At 64.7% G+C, this 18,233-nt stretch carries 17 protein-coding genes; 4 read left to right on the top strand and 13 right to left on the bottom strand.

The window, feature by feature from the left end:
• The first annotated feature begins 26 nt into the window (after window positions 1–26).
• From VPA02S_RS17720 to VPA02S_RS17710, 3 genes are read left to right on the top strand one after another with little or no spacing between them, the layout of a single operon-like run.
• Window positions 27–1,442 (top strand): multicopper oxidase family protein, encoded by a 1,416-nt coding sequence (locus VPA02S_RS17720; protein WP_062364989.1) that lies wholly within the window; start codon window positions 27–29, stop codon window positions 1,440–1,442.
• A gap of 58 nt (window positions 1,443–1,500) precedes the next feature.
• Window positions 1,501–2,007, top strand: a complete 507-nt coding sequence (locus VPA02S_RS17715) for a cupredoxin domain-containing protein (protein ID WP_062364988.1) — start codon at window positions 1,501–1,503, stop codon at window positions 2,005–2,007.
• Between the two features lie 35 nt (window positions 2,008–2,042).
• Window positions 2,043–2,330 carry a copper-binding protein gene (locus tag VPA02S_RS17710; RefSeq protein WP_062364987.1) on the top strand — a complete coding sequence of 96 codons (288 nt, stop codon included), beginning with the start codon at window positions 2,043–2,045 and terminating at the stop codon, window positions 2,328–2,330.
• A 154-nt stretch (window positions 2,331–2,484) separates the two neighbouring features.
• Here VPA02S_RS17710 and VPA02S_RS31780 read toward each other — a convergent pair whose 3' ends face one another.
• The 13 genes from VPA02S_RS31780 to VPA02S_RS17675 form a co-directional block, all read right to left on the bottom strand.
• A complete protein-coding gene (locus VPA02S_RS31780; RefSeq protein ID WP_155736596.1) occupies window positions 2,485–2,823 on the bottom strand; it encodes a hypothetical protein in 339 nt (112 codons plus the stop codon).
• A gap of 66 nt (window positions 2,824–2,889) precedes the next feature.
• Window positions 2,890–3,027 (bottom strand): hypothetical protein, encoded by a 138-nt coding sequence (locus tag VPA02S_RS31775; protein ID WP_155736595.1) that lies wholly within the window; start codon window positions 3,025–3,027, stop codon window positions 2,890–2,892.
• Window positions 3,028–3,039: 12 nt separating this feature from the next.
• A complete protein-coding gene (locus tag VPA02S_RS17705; protein ID WP_062364986.1) occupies window positions 3,040–3,222 on the bottom strand; it encodes a hypothetical protein in 183 nt (60 codons plus the stop codon).
• Between the two features lie 30 nt (window positions 3,223–3,252).
• Window positions 3,253–3,735, bottom strand: coding sequence for a hypothetical protein (locus tag VPA02S_RS31770; RefSeq protein ID WP_155736594.1), 483 nt, complete (start codon window positions 3,733–3,735; stop codon window positions 3,253–3,255).
• Between the two features lie 293 nt (window positions 3,736–4,028).
• A complete protein-coding gene (locus VPA02S_RS31765) occupies window positions 4,029–4,412 on the bottom strand; it encodes a hypothetical protein (RefSeq protein WP_155736593.1) in 384 nt (127 codons plus the stop codon).
• Window positions 4,413–4,473: 61 nt separating this feature from the next.
• A complete protein-coding gene (locus tag VPA02S_RS31760) occupies window positions 4,474–4,806 on the bottom strand; it encodes a DUF7716 domain-containing protein (RefSeq protein WP_155736592.1) in 333 nt (110 codons plus the stop codon).
• Window positions 4,807–4,809: 3 nt separating this feature from the next.
• Window positions 4,810–5,184 carry a DUF7668 domain-containing protein gene (locus VPA02S_RS31755; protein ID WP_155736591.1) on the bottom strand — a complete coding sequence of 125 codons (375 nt, stop codon included), beginning with the start codon at window positions 5,182–5,184 and terminating at the stop codon, window positions 4,810–4,812.
• Between the two features lies 1 nt (window position 5,185).
• Window positions 5,186–10,066, bottom strand: a complete 4,881-nt coding sequence (locus VPA02S_RS17700; protein WP_244883570.1) for an RHS repeat-associated core domain-containing protein — start codon at window positions 10,064–10,066, stop codon at window positions 5,186–5,188.
• A gap of 52 nt (window positions 10,067–10,118) precedes the next feature.
• Window positions 10,119–13,058 (bottom strand): type VI secretion system Vgr family protein, encoded by a 2,940-nt coding sequence (locus VPA02S_RS17695; protein WP_062364985.1) that lies wholly within the window; start codon window positions 13,056–13,058, stop codon window positions 10,119–10,121.
• A gap of 260 nt (window positions 13,059–13,318) precedes the next feature.
• On the bottom strand, window positions 13,319–14,485 hold the full coding sequence (locus VPA02S_RS17690) for a mandelate racemase/muconate lactonizing enzyme family protein (protein ID WP_062364984.1): 1,167 nt from the start codon (window positions 14,483–14,485) through the stop codon (window positions 13,319–13,321).
• Window positions 14,486–14,514: 29 nt separating this feature from the next.
• Window positions 14,515–15,219, bottom strand: a complete 705-nt coding sequence (locus VPA02S_RS17685) for an SDR family NAD(P)-dependent oxidoreductase (protein ID WP_062364983.1) — start codon at window positions 15,217–15,219, stop codon at window positions 14,515–14,517.
• The gene (locus VPA02S_RS17680; protein ID WP_062364982.1) at window positions 15,209–16,180 is read right to left on the bottom strand and encodes a Bug family tripartite tricarboxylate transporter substrate binding protein; all 972 of its coding nucleotides are present in this window, start codon (window positions 16,178–16,180) and stop codon (window positions 15,209–15,211) included. Before VPA02S_RS17680 ends, VPA02S_RS17685 begins: the two co-directional genes overlap by 11 nt.
• A gap of 57 nt (window positions 16,181–16,237) precedes the next feature.
• The gene (locus VPA02S_RS17675) at window positions 16,238–17,176 is read right to left on the bottom strand and encodes a dihydrodipicolinate synthase family protein (RefSeq protein WP_015865728.1); all 939 of its coding nucleotides are present in this window, start codon (window positions 17,174–17,176) and stop codon (window positions 16,238–16,240) included.
• Window positions 17,177–17,288: 112 nt separating this feature from the next.
• Here VPA02S_RS17675 and VPA02S_RS17670 point away from each other — a divergent pair, with 112 nt between their 5' ends.
• Window positions 17,289–18,230: a LysR family transcriptional regulator gene (locus VPA02S_RS17670; RefSeq protein WP_062364981.1), complete on the top strand. Its 942-nt coding sequence runs from the start codon at window positions 17,289–17,291 to the stop codon at window positions 18,228–18,230.
• The last annotated feature ends 3 nt before the right edge of the window (window positions 18,231–18,233 follow it).

Raw genomic sequence — 18,233 nt, 5'->3', positions numbered from 1 at the left:
TGCACCACCAAGACGATTCGAACGACATGACAAACAGACGCAACTTTCTCGGCGGCGCCGGCGCCATCACCGGCGCCCTTGCCGCCGCGAGCGTGAGCAAGGTGGCCATGGCCGCGCTGCCCGAGCCCGTGACCCAGACCACGCCCAACACCATGCCGCCGCTCATGCCACCCGGTGGTCGGCCCTACAACCCCGTGGTCACGCTCAACGGCTGGACGCTGCCCTGGCGCATGAACAACGGCGTGAAGGAATTCCACCTGGTGGCCGAGCCTGTGGTGCGCGAGATGGCGCCCGGCTTCAAGGCCAACCTGTGGGGCTACAACGGCCAGTCGCCAGGCCCGACCATCGAGGTGGTCGAAGGCGACCGCGTGCGCATCTTCGTGACCAACAAGCTGCCCGAGCACACCAGCGTGCACTGGCACGGCCAGCGCCTGCCCAACGGCATGGACGGCGTCTCGGGCCTGACCCAGCCGCCGATCCGCCCGGGCAAGACCTTCGTCTACGAGTTTGTCGCGCGCCGCCCCGGCACCTTCATGTACCACCCGCATGCGGACGAGATGACGCAGATGGCCATGGGCATGATGGGCTTCTGGGTGACGCACCCCAAGGCCGAGCATCCGCTGATCGAGAAGGTCGACCGCGACTTCGTGTTCCTGCTCAACGCCTACGACGTGGAGCCCGGCAGCGCCACGCCCAAGATCATGACCATGCTGGACTTCAACCTGTGGTCCTGGAACAGCCGCATCTTTCCGGGCATCGACTCGCTCAACGTGCGGCTCAACGACAAGGTGCGCATCCGCATCGGCAACCTCACGATGACCAACCACCCGATGCACTTGCACGGGCACGAGTTCCTCGTCACCGGCACCGATGGCGGGCCGACGCCCAAAAGCACGCGCCAGTACGAGGTGACCACCGACGTGGCCGTCGGCCAGATGCGCCAGATCGAGTTCCTGGCCGACGAGGAGGGCGACTGGGCCTTCCACTGCCACAAGAGCCACCACACGATGAACGCGATGGGCCACGACGTGCCCACCCTCATCGGCCTGGACCACAAGGATGTGGCCCGGCAGATCACGAACCTGGTGCCCGACTACATGGTGATGGGCGAGCGCGGCATGGCCGACATGGGCGAGATGGAAATGCCCATTCCCGACAACACCGCGCGAATGATGACGGGCGAAGGGCCCTTCGGCTCGGTCGAGATGGGCGGCATGTTCAGCATGGTGAAGGTGCGCAGGAACCAGAAGCCCGGCGACTACAGCAACCCCGGCTGGTTCAAGCACCCCAAGGGCACCGTGGCCTACGAGCTCGACGGCCCCGCGCCCGAGACCTCGCGCCAGCGCGACCCCGGCGCGGCCGCGATGCCTGCGCGGAACATGCCCGCGAAGAACATCGAAGTGCAGATCCGCAAGCCCGGTGGTGGCCACTCCGGCCACTGAGTTTTTTCTGTTCGTTCCTTCTTTCTCTTTCTTCCAACCAACCTTCCAAAGGAAAACCATGAAGCACAGCATCCTCCGCAACGCCGCCTTCGCAGCACTCTGCGCCGTGGCGGCCGCAGGCGCCTCTGCCACCGGCAACCACGCCGGCGGGCATGGCCACGGCGACGCCGATGCGGCCATTGGCCAACCCGGCGTGGCCGCCAAGGCCACGCGAACCATCAACGTCGACATGACCGACGGCATGCGCTTCACACCCGCCGACATCAAGGTGAAGCAGGGCGAGACCGTGCGCTTCGTCGTCAAGAACTCCGGCCAGCTGAAGCACGAGCTCGTGCTCGGCACCGAGAAGGAACTCAAGGAGCACTACGAAGCCATGAAGAAGAACCCCGAGATGGAGCACGCCGATCCCAACATGGTGACCCTGGCCGCGGGCAAGAGCGGCGAGATCGTGTGGCAGTTCACCAAGGCCGGCAAGGTCGACTTCGCATGCCTGCAGCCGGGCCACTACGACGCCGGCATGAAGGGCGCCGTGACGGTGGCCAGCAAGACCGCTGCCGCCAAGTAAGACAACCCAACCCAACCTTCAGGAGAGACACGACCATGTCGAAGATTCGCATTGCACTCATGGCGGCGCTGGCCGCATTCGCTTTCACGGCCTCTGCCGCGGAGCTTGCCGATGGCGAGATCCGCAAGGTGGACAAGGACAACAAGAAACTCACGATCAAGCACGGCCCGCTCAAGAGCCTGGACATGCCCGGCATGACCATGGTCTTTGGGGTGAGCGACGAGACCGTGCTGGACAAGTTTCAGCCGGGGGACAAGGTTCGCTTTGATGCGGGGAAGGCGGATGGGAAGATTGTTGTGACGCACATCGAGCCTGCCCGCTGAGAAGGGCAGGAGCTTCGGCGACCGAGCACCCCGCGTCATCTGTGGTGCTGAGGTCTCCCATTGTTCGATCCGACCTTATGCCGGCTCGGCTTCGTCGTCCCTCTAGGGAAACTGATCAGTCGCCATTCGAGCCGAAAAGAAGATGGTGTCCCGACTATGCCGAATAGTCCAAACCACTCGGCCCGATTTCGTCGATCAGAACAAAATCGTCCACATTTGTCGAATATGGAGGGGTATTTAACGCAAAGAGAATGCCCTCCAAATAGCCTCGCCGATCTACTACGCGATTAAGAGGGAGATCGTGCGGAACGGCGCATCGCCATAGTGAATCATCGGAAAGATCCGCCAAAACGTAGTTTAATCCGTTGATGATATTCTCTTTTGATATTGGTCCAAATGTCGAAAAACTATGCCTCATTTTTCCAAAGAGAATTTTCTGATTGGCAGCGGAATTAATGTCAAATCGCTCCAGCTCCTCATCGCTTTTGCTCATTAAAAAATCGTAGAGGCCGCGTAGGTAGCCAAGATTTAATGAATTCATACGGATAACTGTGTGGATTTAGCCAAAAATGGTTTTTGGACCGTGACGTGCGACGTAGTGGCAGGCGACGTCGTGCTCGGAGCGCTTGGCAATGCGCCGGCCCAGGGCGTCGTAGCTGAAGGTGGTGGTCTTGCCGTAACTGGTCCCGCTGCGCATGCGGTTGAATTTTCATGAGTTGTCGAGCTGATCAAGCAGATCGGCAAATCTCTTGAGTTGATCAGCCAATGCCCTGGCTTCACTTGCGGCGAACTCAACTGGATCATCAAATTTGTTGATCGACTTCAGCTGAATTGACGATTCTTGCTCGATCCACAAGTCGATGGCACCGTCTTTGAATGTATGCAGATCCATCGGTCCTCACTCATTAAAATTCTCTTGACCTTACCAAGTGGTAATTTGGCAAATTTCTTTGTTCGTGCCATGAATCTCTGGATTTCCTGCATAAACATCTAAAACAATGCCATGCTTAAGTTTCTCGGAAACTAAGGCCAAATAGTCTACTTGAGTCAATTGTTTTTGCATTGATTCAAGAAGTGGATGTAATTGGGCTGCCTCTACTTTGATTGCAGGATACTGTGTATAAATGAACCCGCTTTGAGGTGAAAGACCGGGAAGAATGAGGAGGCACGCATCACTTTGATTGGCTGCAAAATCGAATAAATGTTCGAATAAATGTGCGGCGCCCTGTGCCTCTGTGCCATTCTTGAGCTTTGTAATATTTTTTATTTTTTCCAGAAGAATTGAAGATTCGGGAAATTGAATTAAATCTAGGATTGAATTCGATCCAAGAAATAATCCCTGGAAGTTCTTTTGCTGCAGAAGAGTAAATCTCTTCTCCTGGGCTTTTGTCAAATTGAATGCCATTATTCATGCTCCACTTCAGGCCCATATCCACGTCGCCGCGCCAGGCCTGCAGCTCCTGCTCGCCCTCGGTGCTCTGCGTGCTCTCGAAGGCCAGCGTGTCGCCGACAGAATGACGCCGTGCTCGGAGCTTGGCGATGCGCCGGCCCAGGGCGTCGTAGCTGAAGGGTTGCCGCAGCGGCTGTCGCCGATGGTCACCAGCTGCCCGGCCTTGTCATAGGCATAGCTGCGGCGGAAGTCGACGGCCTCGATCGCGCCCGGCCTGGTCTGCGAGATCTGTTGCTCCAGTAGCCGGTTCAAAGAGATTGCTTTAGGCGTAAAAGAATCCTGGAAATCAACACATCTCGGCATGCATTTAATCTTTTTTTTAGAGAAAATTCATCGCTTGCGAAATTGAAGATTTCCTCTTCTTCTTGTCCTTCTTGATTCATTATTTCCGCGGCAACGAGATAATTTTCTTTTTCATGCTTGCTTAATTGAATTATCAAGTCAAGTTCCTGTGGATAGAAGCTTGCGTAACCATAAAACACTCTTCCGTTGTCATTCACTCCAGAATTGGCTCTGGTCACGTCACCTTTATCCAGGAAATGCGCCTCTATTTCCTTGAGGTATTCTTTCAAAAAATGCTTCATATCCCAGGTGTAGTGGGTCCCCGCATTGTCCATGAGCCAGTCAGCCATGCTGCGGCCATCGCCTTCCAGCAAGCAGCCCAATGGGATCGGCAGCGGTCGACAGCCGGCTTTACCACTCTATATAAGCATCGTTCTCATAGAAGAAGTTGAAGGCCTCGAAAAGTTGATCTATCGATGGGTCTTCGATTTGATTCTTCGTGTTTTCGATGATATCTTCAATATCTTCTTTTGATACTGTACTTTTCCAACCTTGAGCTTCAAATTCGTCTCGAATTTTCTTTTCATCTACCGGCAAGAGGTCTACATCGGTGGAGTAAAAGAAACCTTCTGACTCAACACTCCAAGGCGGAGGACTCAGGTATAGCCACCCCTTAAAGTTCTCAATTTCTTCAATGGCTTCTTTGAGGGAAATTTTTTGCATCCTCAGGATTTCATTCGCCACGAATTAAGATCCAATGTACTTATATTGCAATTTTAGGTCTGAGGCTTGCCTGAAGAATTCAACATGCAAGATGGGCTCGCTTGGTTTGCCGTTGACCCATAGAACACATTCCGCGCCCCATCTATTTCTTTCATTCATCTCGAATAATTCAATATTTGGCCTTTTCGAATTTTTCGTCGCAAAGGCGGACTCAAAGGGAGCAACTCCGAGTGAGAACTTCTCGTTAGGGTAGTAGTCGCGAATCATTTCTTGAATCTCCTCAGCCAATGCCTCGGAAACATCGAATTGATTTTTTAGTTCCTGCCTGTCGTCTTGGTTTATTGCTCGAATAAACTCGCTAAGTAGTTTATGGGCTTGGGCTTTAAGTTCGTCGTCCATTTCATTTCCTCTTTAGTGGGGTGGTTGTGGATGTTCCTGCGCCCGCTCCAATTGATTTGAAATATCCGCGTGCTTGTAATGTCGCGCATTTTGCAGCTGCGGGGCTCAGTCCTGCTGCTTTCAGTGAGTTATAGGCTACTACTGTCTCGCTACCCAAGAGTCCTGCCCGCGACGCATTGTCCTGTGCCCGATTGGCTCCGTAGTGAGGCGTGCCTCGCGTTGTTCCATCAGGATTGCGCCCCTGCAAACTAATTGCCGGGGCAGCGTTGTAGTCATAGCCACCGATGTTTTTCATGGCCGCGTCTTGATAGATGTGATGCGAGTCTTGGAGACCTCCAATCTTCTTGAGATCCCCATGCTTGCCTGTTACTACGCCTTCTTCTGCAAGGATTCGCTCGCATTCGCAGGGGCATGAATTAACCGGTGAAAGCCCCAGTGGATCGATCCAGCTCACTGGATTGGGAGCAAACTGATGAAGGTTCAAACCCCCTCTCAACTTGATCGGATCGCTACTGACAAACCTTCCACTCACCGGGTCGTAATACCGATACCGGTTGTAGTGCAGCCCCGTCTCCTCGTCAAAGTACTGCCCCTGGAACCGGATCGGATTCCTGAACCCCGCCTTCCGTCCCGCCTCGCTGATCGCCTGCTTGGCTTCACCCCAGGCCTTGTACTGCGCAGACCACGCGATCCGCCCCTCATGGTCCGTCAGCTCCTGCGGCGTGCCCAAGTGGTCGCACTGGTAGAACGCGATCTCTTCCTTCGCGAAGGCGGTTGGCGTCTTGAGCTGCTCCCCGTTCCATAGCGGATCCTGCTCGATGTCGTAGCGCCCGCCGTTGGCCGCGATCAGCGCCTTCACGTCTGTGGTCTGGCTCAGCGCAACGGCCTGCGCCTGCCTGATCTGCACCAGCGGCACGAAGGAGCCGGGCTCGTGGATGTAGTGCACGCTGTCGCCGCGCCAGGCTTGCAGTTCTTGTTGGCCCTCGGTGCTTTGCGTGCTCTCGAAGGCCAGTGTGTCGCCGTCCCAGCCGAACAGGGTGACGTCGTGCTCGGAGCGCTTGGCGATGCGCCGGCCCAGCGCGTCGTAGCTGAAGGTCGTGGTCTTGCCGTAGGTGCTCGCGCTGCGCATGCGGTTGAAGCCGTCCCAGGTGAACACGGTCTTCTCGCCGTTCCAGGTCCGCTCGATGAGGTTGCCGCGCTCGTCCCAGGTGTAGTGGGTGCCTGCATAGTCCTTGAGCAGGTTGTCCATCAGCCGGCCGGCCATGCTGCGGCCATCGCCGTTCAGGCGCACCGCGACGCGGGTGGTGACGCGGCCTGCGGCCTGCGCGTTGGCACCGGTGTCGTCGGAAGGATGGCCGATGTTCCCTGCCGGGTCGAACGCAAAGGTCTCGCGTCCCAGGCGGCTGTGGGCTTCCAGCAGGCGCCCCACCGGGTCGTAGCGGTAGCTCAGGTTGCCGCGGCGGCTGTCGCCGATGGCCGTCAACTGGCCGGCCTTGTCGTAGGCATAGCTGCGGCGGATGCCCACGGCCTCGACAGCCCCCGGCCTGGTCTGCGAGATCTGCTGCTCCAGCAGCCGGCCGGCCGGGTCGTATTTCAGCCCTTGATGCAGCCCGTTGCCCTGGTCGCGGCCGATCTCGCGGTGCAGGTCGTCGCGCTCGAAGCCCAGGATGTCCTGGCCGTCCACGAGCAGGCCGTGCACGTGGCCCGAGCCGTAGGTGAGCCATTGGGTGACGTGGCCATCGGGGCGCATGCTGGCGATGCGCTGGTTGAGCTCGTCGTAGCCGTGCTGCCAGACCGCCGTGTGGCCATGGTCCAGGTAGTGCTGGTGCTCGCGCACGAGGTTGCCCGCGCGGTCGTAGAACCACTGGAGCCTGGCCTCGGCGTTGGTGGCCTCGACCAGGCGGCCGTTGCGGTCGTAGGCGAAGCGTTCGGCCTGCTCGTCGGCCTGGCGCTCGCTCAGGCGGCCCAGGGGGTCGAACGCGAGCCGGGTGCTGTGGCCGGCTTCGATGACCTCGGCCAGCACGCCGCTGGCTTCGTCGTAACGGTACTGGGTGCTCTTGCGGTCGAAGCCGGTTTCTTCGAGCAGCTTGCCGACGGGGTCGTAGCGGAAGTCGTAGCGGCTGCCGTTCTCGTTGTGCAGCTCGCGCAGGCGTCCCAGCAGGTCCCAGTGGTATTTGAGGGTGTGGCCGGCCGCATCGGTGCGCTGGGCCACGAGGCCGGCGCGGGTGTAGCCGTAGCTGGTGCGGCGGCCCAGCGCGTCGGTGTGCGCGAGCAGGCGGCCTTCGGCGTCGTGCGCGAAGTACTCGCTGGTGTTGTCGGGGTGGACGATCTCCTCGAGCTGGCCCGGGTGGTTGTTGGCATGGCCGGGCATCGCGGACTGCGCGGCTTCGCCGGCTTCGGTGTAGCGAAAGCGCGCGGCCTGGCCCAGGGCGTTGGTGATCCTGGCCAGGCGGCCGCGGCCGTCGTAGGCCCACTGGGTGGTCTTGCCGGAGCAGTCGGTGTGGCTGGCCAGCTGGCCGTCGGGGGTGTAGGCGAGGGTCTTGATGCCGCCCTTGGCGTCGGTGATGCGCACGGGGCGCCCGGCGTTGTCGTAGGCGTATTCGGTCTTGTGGCCGAGTGGGTCGATCTCTTCGGTGAGGTTGCCGCTCGCGTCGTAGTCGCGCTTCCAGGCGCCGCCTTCGGCGTCGAGGATGCCGGTGATGCGGTGGCGTGCGTCGTAGGCGTAGTGCACGCTGCTGCCGTCGGCGCGGGTGTGGGTCTTGAGGTTGCCGTTGGCGTCGTAGACGTAGTCGTCGGTGGTGCCGTCGGTGTGGATGTGGCGCGTGATGTTCTTGGCGTCGTCGCGCAGGAACCATTCCTCGCGCTGGTCCGGGTGGATGATCCGGTAGGTGTAGCCCAGCACGTCGTAGTAGTACCAGGTCTCGCCGCCCATGGCGTCGGTCAGGTAGGTGAGGCGGATGTTCTTGTCCCACTCGAGCGTGAGCGCAAAGCTGCCGTCGTCGGACCATTCGCGCACGGCCTTGGCATCGGCGCCGGTGCCGTCGTACTGCAGGTTCATGCCGCGGCCGGTGCGGTCGGTGTAGCGGGTGACGAGGTGGTGGCTGTAGCTGTACTGCCAGCCGGCGCCGTTCTCGTCCTGCGCGGCGACGAGGTCGCCTTCGGCGTCGTGGGTGTAGGCGGCCAGCTGGCGCACGACGCGGCCTTCCTTCAGCTCCCACAGGGCCTTGATGAGGCCGGTCTGCGCATCGGGCTGGGTGCCGACGTGGGCGATGACGGCCTCGCCCTGCCTGCTGATGATGTCGCTGAGCACCTGCTCGCCGGTGGCCGCGATCACGTGGTCGTAGCGCAGGCCGACGGCGGCGCCGCTGTTCGTGTGCTGCGCCACCAGCCGGAAGTGCTGCTTGCCTTGCGCGGCGGCCTTGGCGGGCACGGTGTCGACCAGCTCGTAGGTCTCGCGCCAGTCGGGGGCTTGGCCGGCCGGCACGGGCTTGCCGAAATCGATCGCGAGCAGCCGTTCGCCGAGGCGGGTGAGGGTGATCTCCTCGATCGGGTTGCGATGGCTCTGCCCCACGGCCAGCAGCGGAAAGGCATGGCTGCGGCCATCGGCACCGCGATAGATCAGGCTCATCTGGCCCTGGCGGCGGCCCCTGGCGGGTTTGGCAACATCGACGCGCGTGCTGTAGGGCGTGATCCAGCGCGCGCCGAGGCTGCCCTGGTCGAAGGCGGCAAGATCGCTGCGGTAGGTGCGCGTCCAGGTGATGGGCAGGGGCGCGCCGAGCACGAAGTCGGTGTGGTCGAAGCTCTCGCAGCCGGTGGCCAGGCTGATGGCGCCGCCCGCGGCGGCGTTCGTGCAGTTCTTGCAGCCGGGGTCGCCGCTGGCTGGCACCTGGGCGGAGGTGGCGGCCTGTTCGCCGCCGGGCTTCTTGCTTTCGACCTGCGTTCCGTTGTTCGCGGAAATGTTGGCGCTGTGCTTTCCCTTGCGCCTGAGCAATGCATCCTTGAGGATCTTGATCATCCACTTGATGCCGTACTGCAGGCTCTCGTCGCCCAGCCGCATGATCTGCCGGCGGGCCGCGCCCTTGAGGTCGGTCAGGCTGGCGACGGTGTCCCGGATCATGGCCTTGGCACTGTCGGGCAGCGCATAGTGGCTCGCGGTGGCCGCCGCGTAGTTGGCGGATTTCTTCGCGGCCTCGGCCGCGGCGGCCATCATGCGGCTCCAGGTGCTCTGGGTCTTGGGGTCGTAGGTGTTCCTCTCGGCAGCGGCGCCGGTCGCGAACACCGGCTTCTCGCCCAGCGCCACCTGCAGCGCGCCGATCAGCGCATCGGCGATGCCGTCGACCTTTTTTGCGCAGGACTGCAGGAAGTCGTCGAGATAGCCGAGCGCCTCGTCCACGAACTTGTCGAGCGTGCCGGCGATGGTGTCGTTCAGGTGGGTGATGAGCACGGCAATGAACGCCTCGCCGATGTTCGGCACCGCGTTCCTGGCCGACTTGGCGATCTCCTGCTTGAGCAGGTGCAGCATGGGCCGCAGGCTCATGCGCGCAGCGCCGGTGGCGGGCGGAAACGGAATCACGCCCAGCAGGTTGATGGCCAGGCTGACCCACTGCAGCACGTCGCTGTACGCCTTCTTGGTGACCATCTCGATGAGGTCCCAGACCGCATCGATGAGCGCCATGATGTTGCCGATGACCGGCAGGCTGCCCGCGAAGGTTGCCAGCACGTTCAGCGTGACGTAGTCGTTGGTGAGCTTGCGCAGCCACTTGTCGATCTTGGCGGCGCCGGCGCCGATGTCTTCCTCGCCGATGGTGTTGAGCGGCGCCACCGCGGTCTGGCGCTCGCGCTCCTTGGTTTGCGCGTCGTTTTGGGGGGCTTGGTCAGCCATTCGCGGATCTCTCCCGTGTTCTCTTGTGGTCGTCGTCTTGCGGTGCCGGCGATCAGCCCGCGAAGCCCGGCGTCTGGCCGCGCGGCAGCGTGGCCAGGGACTTCAGCGAGGGCATCGAAGGCAGCGACGCGGGCAGCTTGGGCACCATGGCGCCCACGGTCTGCGCGGCCATGCCGCTGGCCGCCTGGCCGACCTGGCCCAGCAATGCCTTGGCGCCGCCTTGCTGGATGGCCTGCACGGCACCGACGGCCCGCTGCGCGGTGCTTGCCGCCTCGCTCGCCTGGCTTACGAGGCCGCCCGCCTGGCCCAGCAGGCCCGCCGCTGCGCTGCCGATTCCGCCAAGTCCGTCCGCCCCGCTGAGGAAGCTCGTTCCACCGCCTCCAGAATCCATGGCCTTGTCGCTCGCAGGCCGGGTGGGCCAGCGGTTCGGCTGGCCGAAGTAGCTGCCGGTGTCCCAGGGGTCGCTCGGATCGCCGCCGAACGTGACCTTGGCCTGCCCGAGCGGAAGCCCCGCCACGGAGGCGAAGCCGTTCGCGTCGAGCTTGCCCGTGTGCGTGCCCCCGTCGGAATCCACCACCGTGTAGTCGCCTTGCTTCACGCCTTGGCGCATGGCGCCGTCGGCCTTGATGTACTGGTGGTACAGGTCGAGCTGGCCTCTCGGAAGCTGGGGCGGCTGCGGCAGCCGCGGCTGTCCGTCGCTCTTGGGCCCCACCATCGAATGCGAAGCCGCATGCGCGCGCCACTGCCCGTTGGTGCCGCTCTCGATGCCGCCCGCTGTCCAGCGCGTGTAGCTGGAGCCGCCGTTGATCAGCACCTCTTCCTTGGCGGTGATGGTGATCCGGTTGGCCTCCAGCTTGATGTCGAGCTTGGCCATCGCGTTGATGCTGTCCTTGAGCGCCGTGATATCGATGTCGGCCGCGGCCGCCGCCATGCGGATGCCGTGGTTGAAGGCGACCATGCGCACCGCATCCTTGGCGCTCACCAGGAAGCTGTTGCCCGTGGCCACGCTGGTGTGCGCACCGCTGCTGATGGCCGTGTGCTCCACGCTCACGAGGTGGGTGCTGGCGGCCGTGGTGGCCTGGATGCCCGCCGGGCTGGCCAGCGTGAGGTGCGGCTCCTGGAACTCCGGGAACTCGCCCTGGCCCGAGGGGCCGCCTTGCCCCCTGATCGCATCGTTCTGCGCCTTCAGCGCGCGGGCCACCTCGTCCTGGTCGCCGGCCTCATGGGCCTTGGCCTGCTGCGCCACCTGCGCCAGGCTCTCGTGCAGGTCGCGCCCCTCGGTGAGCCTGGCGATGGTCTCGCGCATGTCGGTGATGTGGCCCTGGGCATTGGGCCGCGCCTCGGTGCTCAGCAGCAGGCCGCGGGCGGCGCGCACGGCGCCATGCCCGTCGGTGCGCAGCTCGAAGCCCTGGCCGCGGTCGTCCTTGCGGCCCGAGGTGTCCTCGATGCGCCCGATGTGGCCCAGGCTCAGGCTGGTGCTCTGGTGGTCGCTCTTGAGCTGGGCCTGCACCTTGCCGCTCGAATCGTCGAGCGCGAGGTGGTTGCTTTGGCCACCGCCGAGCTCGCGGCTGCGGATGCCCGTGAGCTGCTTCTGCTGGGGCAGCTGCCAGGCGGGCATCTCGTCGGCGTTGTGCACCCGGCCGGTGACGATCGGGTAATCGGGATCGCCGTTGAGGAAGTCGACGATCACCTCCTGCCCGATGCGCGGCAGCGCGGCCGCGCCGAAGGTGGCGCCGGCCCAGGCGGTGGACACGCGCAGCCAGCAGCTCGAATTCTCGTTGCGCTGGCCCAGGCGGTCCCAGTGGAACTGGACCTTGATGCGGCCGTAGGGATCGGTCCAGATCTCCTCGCCGGCCGGGCCGACCACCACGGCGGTCTGCGGGCCGCGGGTGCGCGGCTTGGGGGTGCTGCGCCGCGGGCGCCAGGCGTAGCTGGTGGGCTGGGCCTCGAAGGCGAAGCGCTGGACCGAGCCTTCGGAAGCATCCGCGCCTTCGCTGGCCTGCAGGTTCTCCTGCAGTTCGTAGTCCACGGCCAGCAGCAGGTGCTGGCGGTTCTGGTCCTCGCGCGGATGGTCCCGCAGGCGGAAGGTGTGGCCCGGCGCCAGTTCGCGCAGATTGGCGCGGCCCTTGACCCGGCTGCGCTGGCTCAGCTGTTCCTCGGTGCGCAGCCGCGCGTAGGTCTCGCCGTCGTCGTGCTGCAGGTAGTCGCCCGGCCATTCGTACTGTTCGAAGCCGTCGTGCTCGTGGCCCGGCGGCATCTGGCGCCGGCTGGCGAGGTCGGCCTGGGGCTTCTCGAAGTCGTAGTGGTTGCGAAAGTGATGGCCGGGGCGGATCTCCTCCGCCTGCGCCCATTCGTAGATGCGCTCGCTGGCCTCCAGCCCGCCGGTCATGCCGGCCTTCTCGTGCGGGTGGTAGCGCACGGTTTCGCCGCCGGGCAGCGGGGCGTGCGAGCTGGCGATGTCGTCGGCGAAGACCAGCACATGCTGCTCGGCCTCGTGGCGGAAGTGGTAGTAGATGCCTTCGTGCTCGCACAGGCGCGAGATGAAGTCGAAGTCGCTCTCGTGGTACTGCACGCAGTAGGTCCAGGCGCGGTAGCTGCGGCTGAGCTTCTGCTCCATCGGATGGCCGTAGCGGCCCAGCACGGCCGCGACGATCTCGGGCACCGTCTGGTCCTGGAAGATACGGAAGTCGGAGCGGCGCGTGGCCAGCCACAGCCATGGGCGCAGCCGCATGCTGTAGAAGGCCTGGCGGTCGTCTTCGTGCGACAGGCCGAAGCGGGTGACGAGGCCGGCGAGGTAGCGCGGGGCGCCGCTCTCGGTCTCCATCACCACGGTGGCGGGCTTGCCCAGGATGGACTTGGGGTCCAGCGCATTGCTGCTGCCCAGCAGGTCCAGGTCGAAGGCATAGGCCTGGCTGAGCGCTTCGCGCCCCTCCAGCCGGTGGAATTGCAGTGCCTCGCCCAGCGGCGTCTGGATGGTGACGCGGCGCTTCATGAGCCGCCACCTTGCAGGAACGTGGTGTCCATGTGACCTCCCTGATCTTTTTCTTCTTCTGGAGAAGAAACTAGCCAATCAACTGTCTGGATGCAATGTGTGTGACAGGACGCATCAGACGGTCGGATTATGCAAGAGACCTTTGGTCATTCCATGGTAATTCGGCACGGATCGGGGCTATTTGATCGCAGTTGCCGAAAGATGTAATCCATACGGGCTACACCGCGCGCATTCTGCGAAGCCCGATGAAGCCCTTCGGGTTAACCCGCGAGCGCGCGCATCTCGGCAATCAGGTCGGCCTTGCCCTCGAAACCGATGCCGGGCAGCGGCGGCAGCGTGACGTAGCCGTCCTGCACCTTCACGCCGTCGGGGAAGCCGCCATAGGGCTGGAACAGGTCGGGGTAGCTCTCGTTGCCGCCGAGGCCCAGGCCCGCCGCAATGGCCAGCGACATCTGGTGGCCGCCGTGCGGAATGCAGCGCGAGGGCGACCAGCCGTGCTCCTTCAGCATGTCGAGCGTGCGCAGGTACTCGACGAGGCCGTAGCTCAGCGCGCAGTCGAACTGCAGCCAGTCGCGGTCGGGCCGCATGCCGCCGTGGCGGATCAGGTTGCGCGCGTCCTGCATCGAGAACAGGTTCTCGCCCGTGGCCATGGGGCCGGCGTAGACCTCGCCGAGCTTGGCCTGTAGCTCGTAGTCGAGCGGGTCGCCGGCTTCCTCGTACCAGAAGAGCGGGTATTGCGAGAGCGCGCGGCCGTAGTCGATGGCGGTGGCCAGGTCGAAGCGGCCGTTGGCGTCCACCGCCAGCTGCTGGCCGGGGCCGAGGATCTTGAGCACCGACTCGATGCGCTCGCAGTCCTGCGCAAGCGTGGCGCCGCCGATCTTCATCTTGACCACCGAGTAGCCGCGCTCCAGGTAGCTCGCCATCTCGCGCTGCAGGCCCTCCACGCCCTTGCCGGGGTAGTAGTAGCCGCCCGCGGCATAGACGAACACGCGCGGATCGGGCGTGCCGCTGCCGTAGCGTTCGGCCAGCAGCTGGTAGAGCGGCTTGCCGGCGATCTTGGCGACGGCGTCCCACACGGCCATGTCGATGGTGCCCACGGCCACCGAGCGCTCGCCATGGCCGCCGGGCTTCTCGTTGATCATCATGCGGGCCCAGATCCTGTGCGGATCGAGGTTGTCGCCGGTCTCGTCGAGGAGCGAGGCGGGCTCGGCCTCGAGCAGGCGCGGCAGGAAGCGCTCGCGGATCAGCCCGCCCTGGCCGTAGCGCCCGTTGGAGTTGAAGCCGTAGCCCACCACCGGCCGGCCGTCGCGGATCACGTCGGTGACCACCGCCACGAGGCTCAGGGTCATCTTGGAGAAGTCGATGTAGGCGTTGCGGATGTCCGACTTGATGGGACGCGTGGACTCGAGGATGTTGACGATCTTCATGGTGCTTGTAGCTGGAGGAAAAAAAGAACTCAGCGGTGCAGCGACGCACCGCCGCAGATGGCGATGTCCTGGCCGGTGATGGCCGCGGCTGGCGCCGAAAGAAGAAAGGCCACCAGCGCAGCGATTTCCGCGGGCTGGATCAGCCGGCCGATGGGCGGCAGGCGCGGCGCGCTGCCGGCGCGCGCCGGGTCCTGCAGCATCGCGGTCTGCGTGGCGCCGGGCGACACCACGTTGAGGGTGACGCCGCGCTCCGCGACCTCGGCCGCCCAGCTGCGCGCGAGCGCGACCAGCGCCGCCTTGGTGGCGGCGTACTGGCCGCGGCCCGGCATGCCGTGCGCCACGCGGCTGCCGACGAACACCACGCGGCCATGTCCGCGCGCGGCCATCGCGGGCACCAGCGCATCGGCCAGCCGCGTGGCGGCATCGACATGCAGGCGCCACATCAATTCACCGCCCGCATGGTCGAGCTGCCCGAGCGGGCCCACGCGCAGCACGCCGGCCGCATGCACGAGCGCGCCGGCATCCTGGAGAGCGGCCGCGGCGCGCGCGATGGCCTCGGCATCCGACAGGTCGACCGCCACATGCGCAAAAGCGGAATGCGAGAGCGTGGGCGCTGCCAGGTCGAGCCCGCTCACGCGCCAGCCTTCATCGAGCAGGTGCAGCGCGATGGCGCGGCCGATGCCGCTGCTGCTGCCCGTCACCACGGCATGCGGGACGGCTTCATCATTCGACACGGATGTTGCCCTCCACGATGATCTTCCTGGAGCGCTCCATGTCGGCCTGCTGGAACTTCGCGAAGTCGTCGACGCTGCCCGGCGTCAGCAGCAGGCCCTGCGCATTCAGCGTCTCGCGCATGTCGGTGCCCAGCGCCTTGTTCACTTCGGCATTGAGCCGCTGCGTGATCGCGGCCGGCAGCTTGGCCGGACCCCACAGGCCATACCAGCTGTAGAACTCGTAGCCCGGAATGCTCTCGCCCACCGTGGGCACGTTCGGCAGGCTGGTGGCGCGCTGGGCCGAGGTGACGGCCACCACGCGCAGCATGCCGCTCTTGTGGTACTGCAGCGAGCCAAGGATCGGGTCGATGAAGCCGTCGATCTGCCCGCCGATCAGGTCCTGGAAGGCCGGCGCCGTGCCCTTGTACGGCACGATCAGGTAGTCGAGCCCGCCGGCGCGCTTGAGCAGCTCGGTCGACAGGTGGCCGGCCGAGCCGATCGAGCCCACCGCGAAGGTCATCTTGCCCGGATGCGCCTTCGCGTAGGCGATGAGCGATTTCACGTCGGTGATCGGCAGGTTCTTGTTGATGGCCACCGACAGCGGCGCCTTGGCGACCAGCGCCACCGGCGTGAAGTCGCGCGCGACCTCGTAGGGCACGGACTTCATCGTCATCGGCGCCGTGGTGAAGGTCGAGGCGTTGAACAGCAGCGTGTAGCCGTCGGCCGGCGCCTTCGACACCACGTCGGCGCCGATCACGCCATTGCCGCCGGGCCGGTTCTCCACGATGAAGGGCTGGCCCAGCTGGTCGCCGAGCTTCTGCGCGAGCAGGCGGCCGACGGTGTCGAGCGTGCCGCCGGGCGGGAACGGGATCACCATGCGCACGGGTCGGGCGGGCCAGGGCTGGGTCTGCGCAAAGCCGGGCGACGCCGCGGCGAGCGCGAGGGCCGCGAGCGCGGCGCGCAGGAAATGGGTGCGTTGCATGTCTCTTGTCTCCTTGTGTTTTTCGGGGGGAGGGCGGCGTGCCTTCCGCGTGTTCGCTCAGCGCCTCGACAGCCCGGCCTGCGCCACGGCGGCGCGTAGCGCGTCCATCTCGCGCGCATTGGGCGCCTCGGTCGGCGGGCGCACCGTGGCGTTGTCGAGCACGCCGGCCAGGTACATGCCGCCTTTCATGCGCGCATGCGCCTCGCCGGTCGGCTCGCCGCCGCCGTACACCGCGTCCTTCAGCGGCGTGATCAGGGCCTGCACCGCCATCGCCTTCTTCAGGTCGCCGGCCTTGACCGCGTTCCACAGGTCGATGATCAGTTGCGGAATGAAAGTGGCAAAGCCGACCAGCGCGCCGTCCACGCCTTGCACCATCGAGGCCAGCAGGTACTCGTCGTGGCAGGTGAGGATGGCCTTGGAGGCGTCGGCCTCGCGGATGGCCTGGATGTCGCGGGCGTACTTGTTCATGTCGCGCTGGCCGACCTTGAAGGCCTGCAGGTAGGGCAGGCGGGCCAGCTCGGCCAGCAGCTGCGACGAGTAGGAGGCGCGGGTCCAGGCCGGGTACACGTGGCAGACCAGGTCGAGCTCCGGCGCGGCGCGGTGGATGGCCTCGAAGTACTGCAGCGCATGGCCCGGCGTGAAGCCGAAGCGCAGCCAGTGGTGCGGCGGCATCACGTCGAGCGCGGCCGCGCCGGCGGCCTGGGCGGCGCGCGCATGCTCGGCGGCTTCGGCCAGGCCTTCGCACACGATCGACGAGATCACCGGCATGCGGCCGCGCAGCTCGTCGGCGACGATGCGGGTCACCTCGGCGCGTTCGGCCGGCGTCAGCGAGAACACCTCGCCGGTGTGGCCGTTGGTCATGACCGCCACCACGCCGTCGTGCCCCGCCAGCCACGAGGCCAGCTTGCGCAGCGCCGGCTCATCGATGCGGTGGTCCGCGGTGAAAGGGCAGGAAATGGCGGGAATGATCCCGCGATAATTCGCGATGGAAGGCATGCTGTGTCTCCGTTGGGGTTCAAGGTGCAGGAATGCCCGCATCTTTGGCCGGCGGGGCATGCACCGTCCAATACTCGAATCGCATACAACTATTCAACCGCTCGCACTGCGCATGGGCCCCGGCAACCGACCCCTCGACCTCGAATGGCTGGAAGACTTCCTGGCCCTGGCCGAGAGCGGCAATTTCTCGCGCGCGGCGCAGGCGCGCTCCATCGCCCAGCCGGCCTTCAGCCGCCATATCCGCGCGCTCGAGGAGTGGGTGGGGGTCGACCTGTTCGACCGCAGCGCGCACCCGGCCGCGCTCACGGCGGCGGGCAAGCGCTTCCAGCCGCTGCTGCAGGAGGTGCTGGCCGCGCTGGAGGCCGCGCGCATCAAGACGCGCGCGGCGCACGACATGGCCGCGGCGAGCCTGAGCTTTGCCGCCACGCACGTGCTGTCGCTGACCTTCTTTCCGCGCTGGCTCGCCAGCGTGGAGGCGCGGCTGAGCCTGGGGCCGATCCAGACCATCTCCGACAGTTCGCAGGCCTGCGAAGACCTGATGCTGCAGCGCCGCGTGCAGTTCGTGCTGTGCCATGGCCATGCGGGTGCGCCCGGCCGGCTCGATGAAGCGCAGTACCCCATGCAGCGCCTGAGCGGCGACGTGCTCGTGCCGGTGGCGGCGCCGGATGCGCGCGGCCTGCCGCTGCATGCGCTGGGCACGCAGCAGGCGCCGTCGGTGCTGGCCTACAGCGAGGCCTCGGGGCTGGGGCGGATCATGCGGGCGATCCAGGACATCGAGTTCGGCAAGGACTTCGCGCCCTCGCTGTCGGTGGTCTTCACGGCGCACCATGCCGCGCTGCTGCGGACCATGGCGCTCGAAGGACGCGGCCTCGCATGGCTGCCGATGAGCCTGGTGGCGGACGACCTGCGCGGCGGCACGCTGGTGGATGCCGGTGCAGGCGGCTGGCGGGTGCCGGTGGACATCCGGCTGTACCGGCAGCAGGCCCACATGGCGCCCGTGGCCGAGGCGCTGTGGGACCTGGTGAAGGACGGCGCCGCGGCGCCCGGCGCCTGAGCG

It is taken from the genome of Variovorax paradoxus NBRC 15149 (assembly GCF_001591365.1).
Lineage (GTDB): Bacteria > Pseudomonadota > Gammaproteobacteria > Burkholderiales > Burkholderiaceae_C > Variovorax > Variovorax paradoxus.
This window is presented reverse-complemented; position numbering and strand designations above follow the sequence as displayed.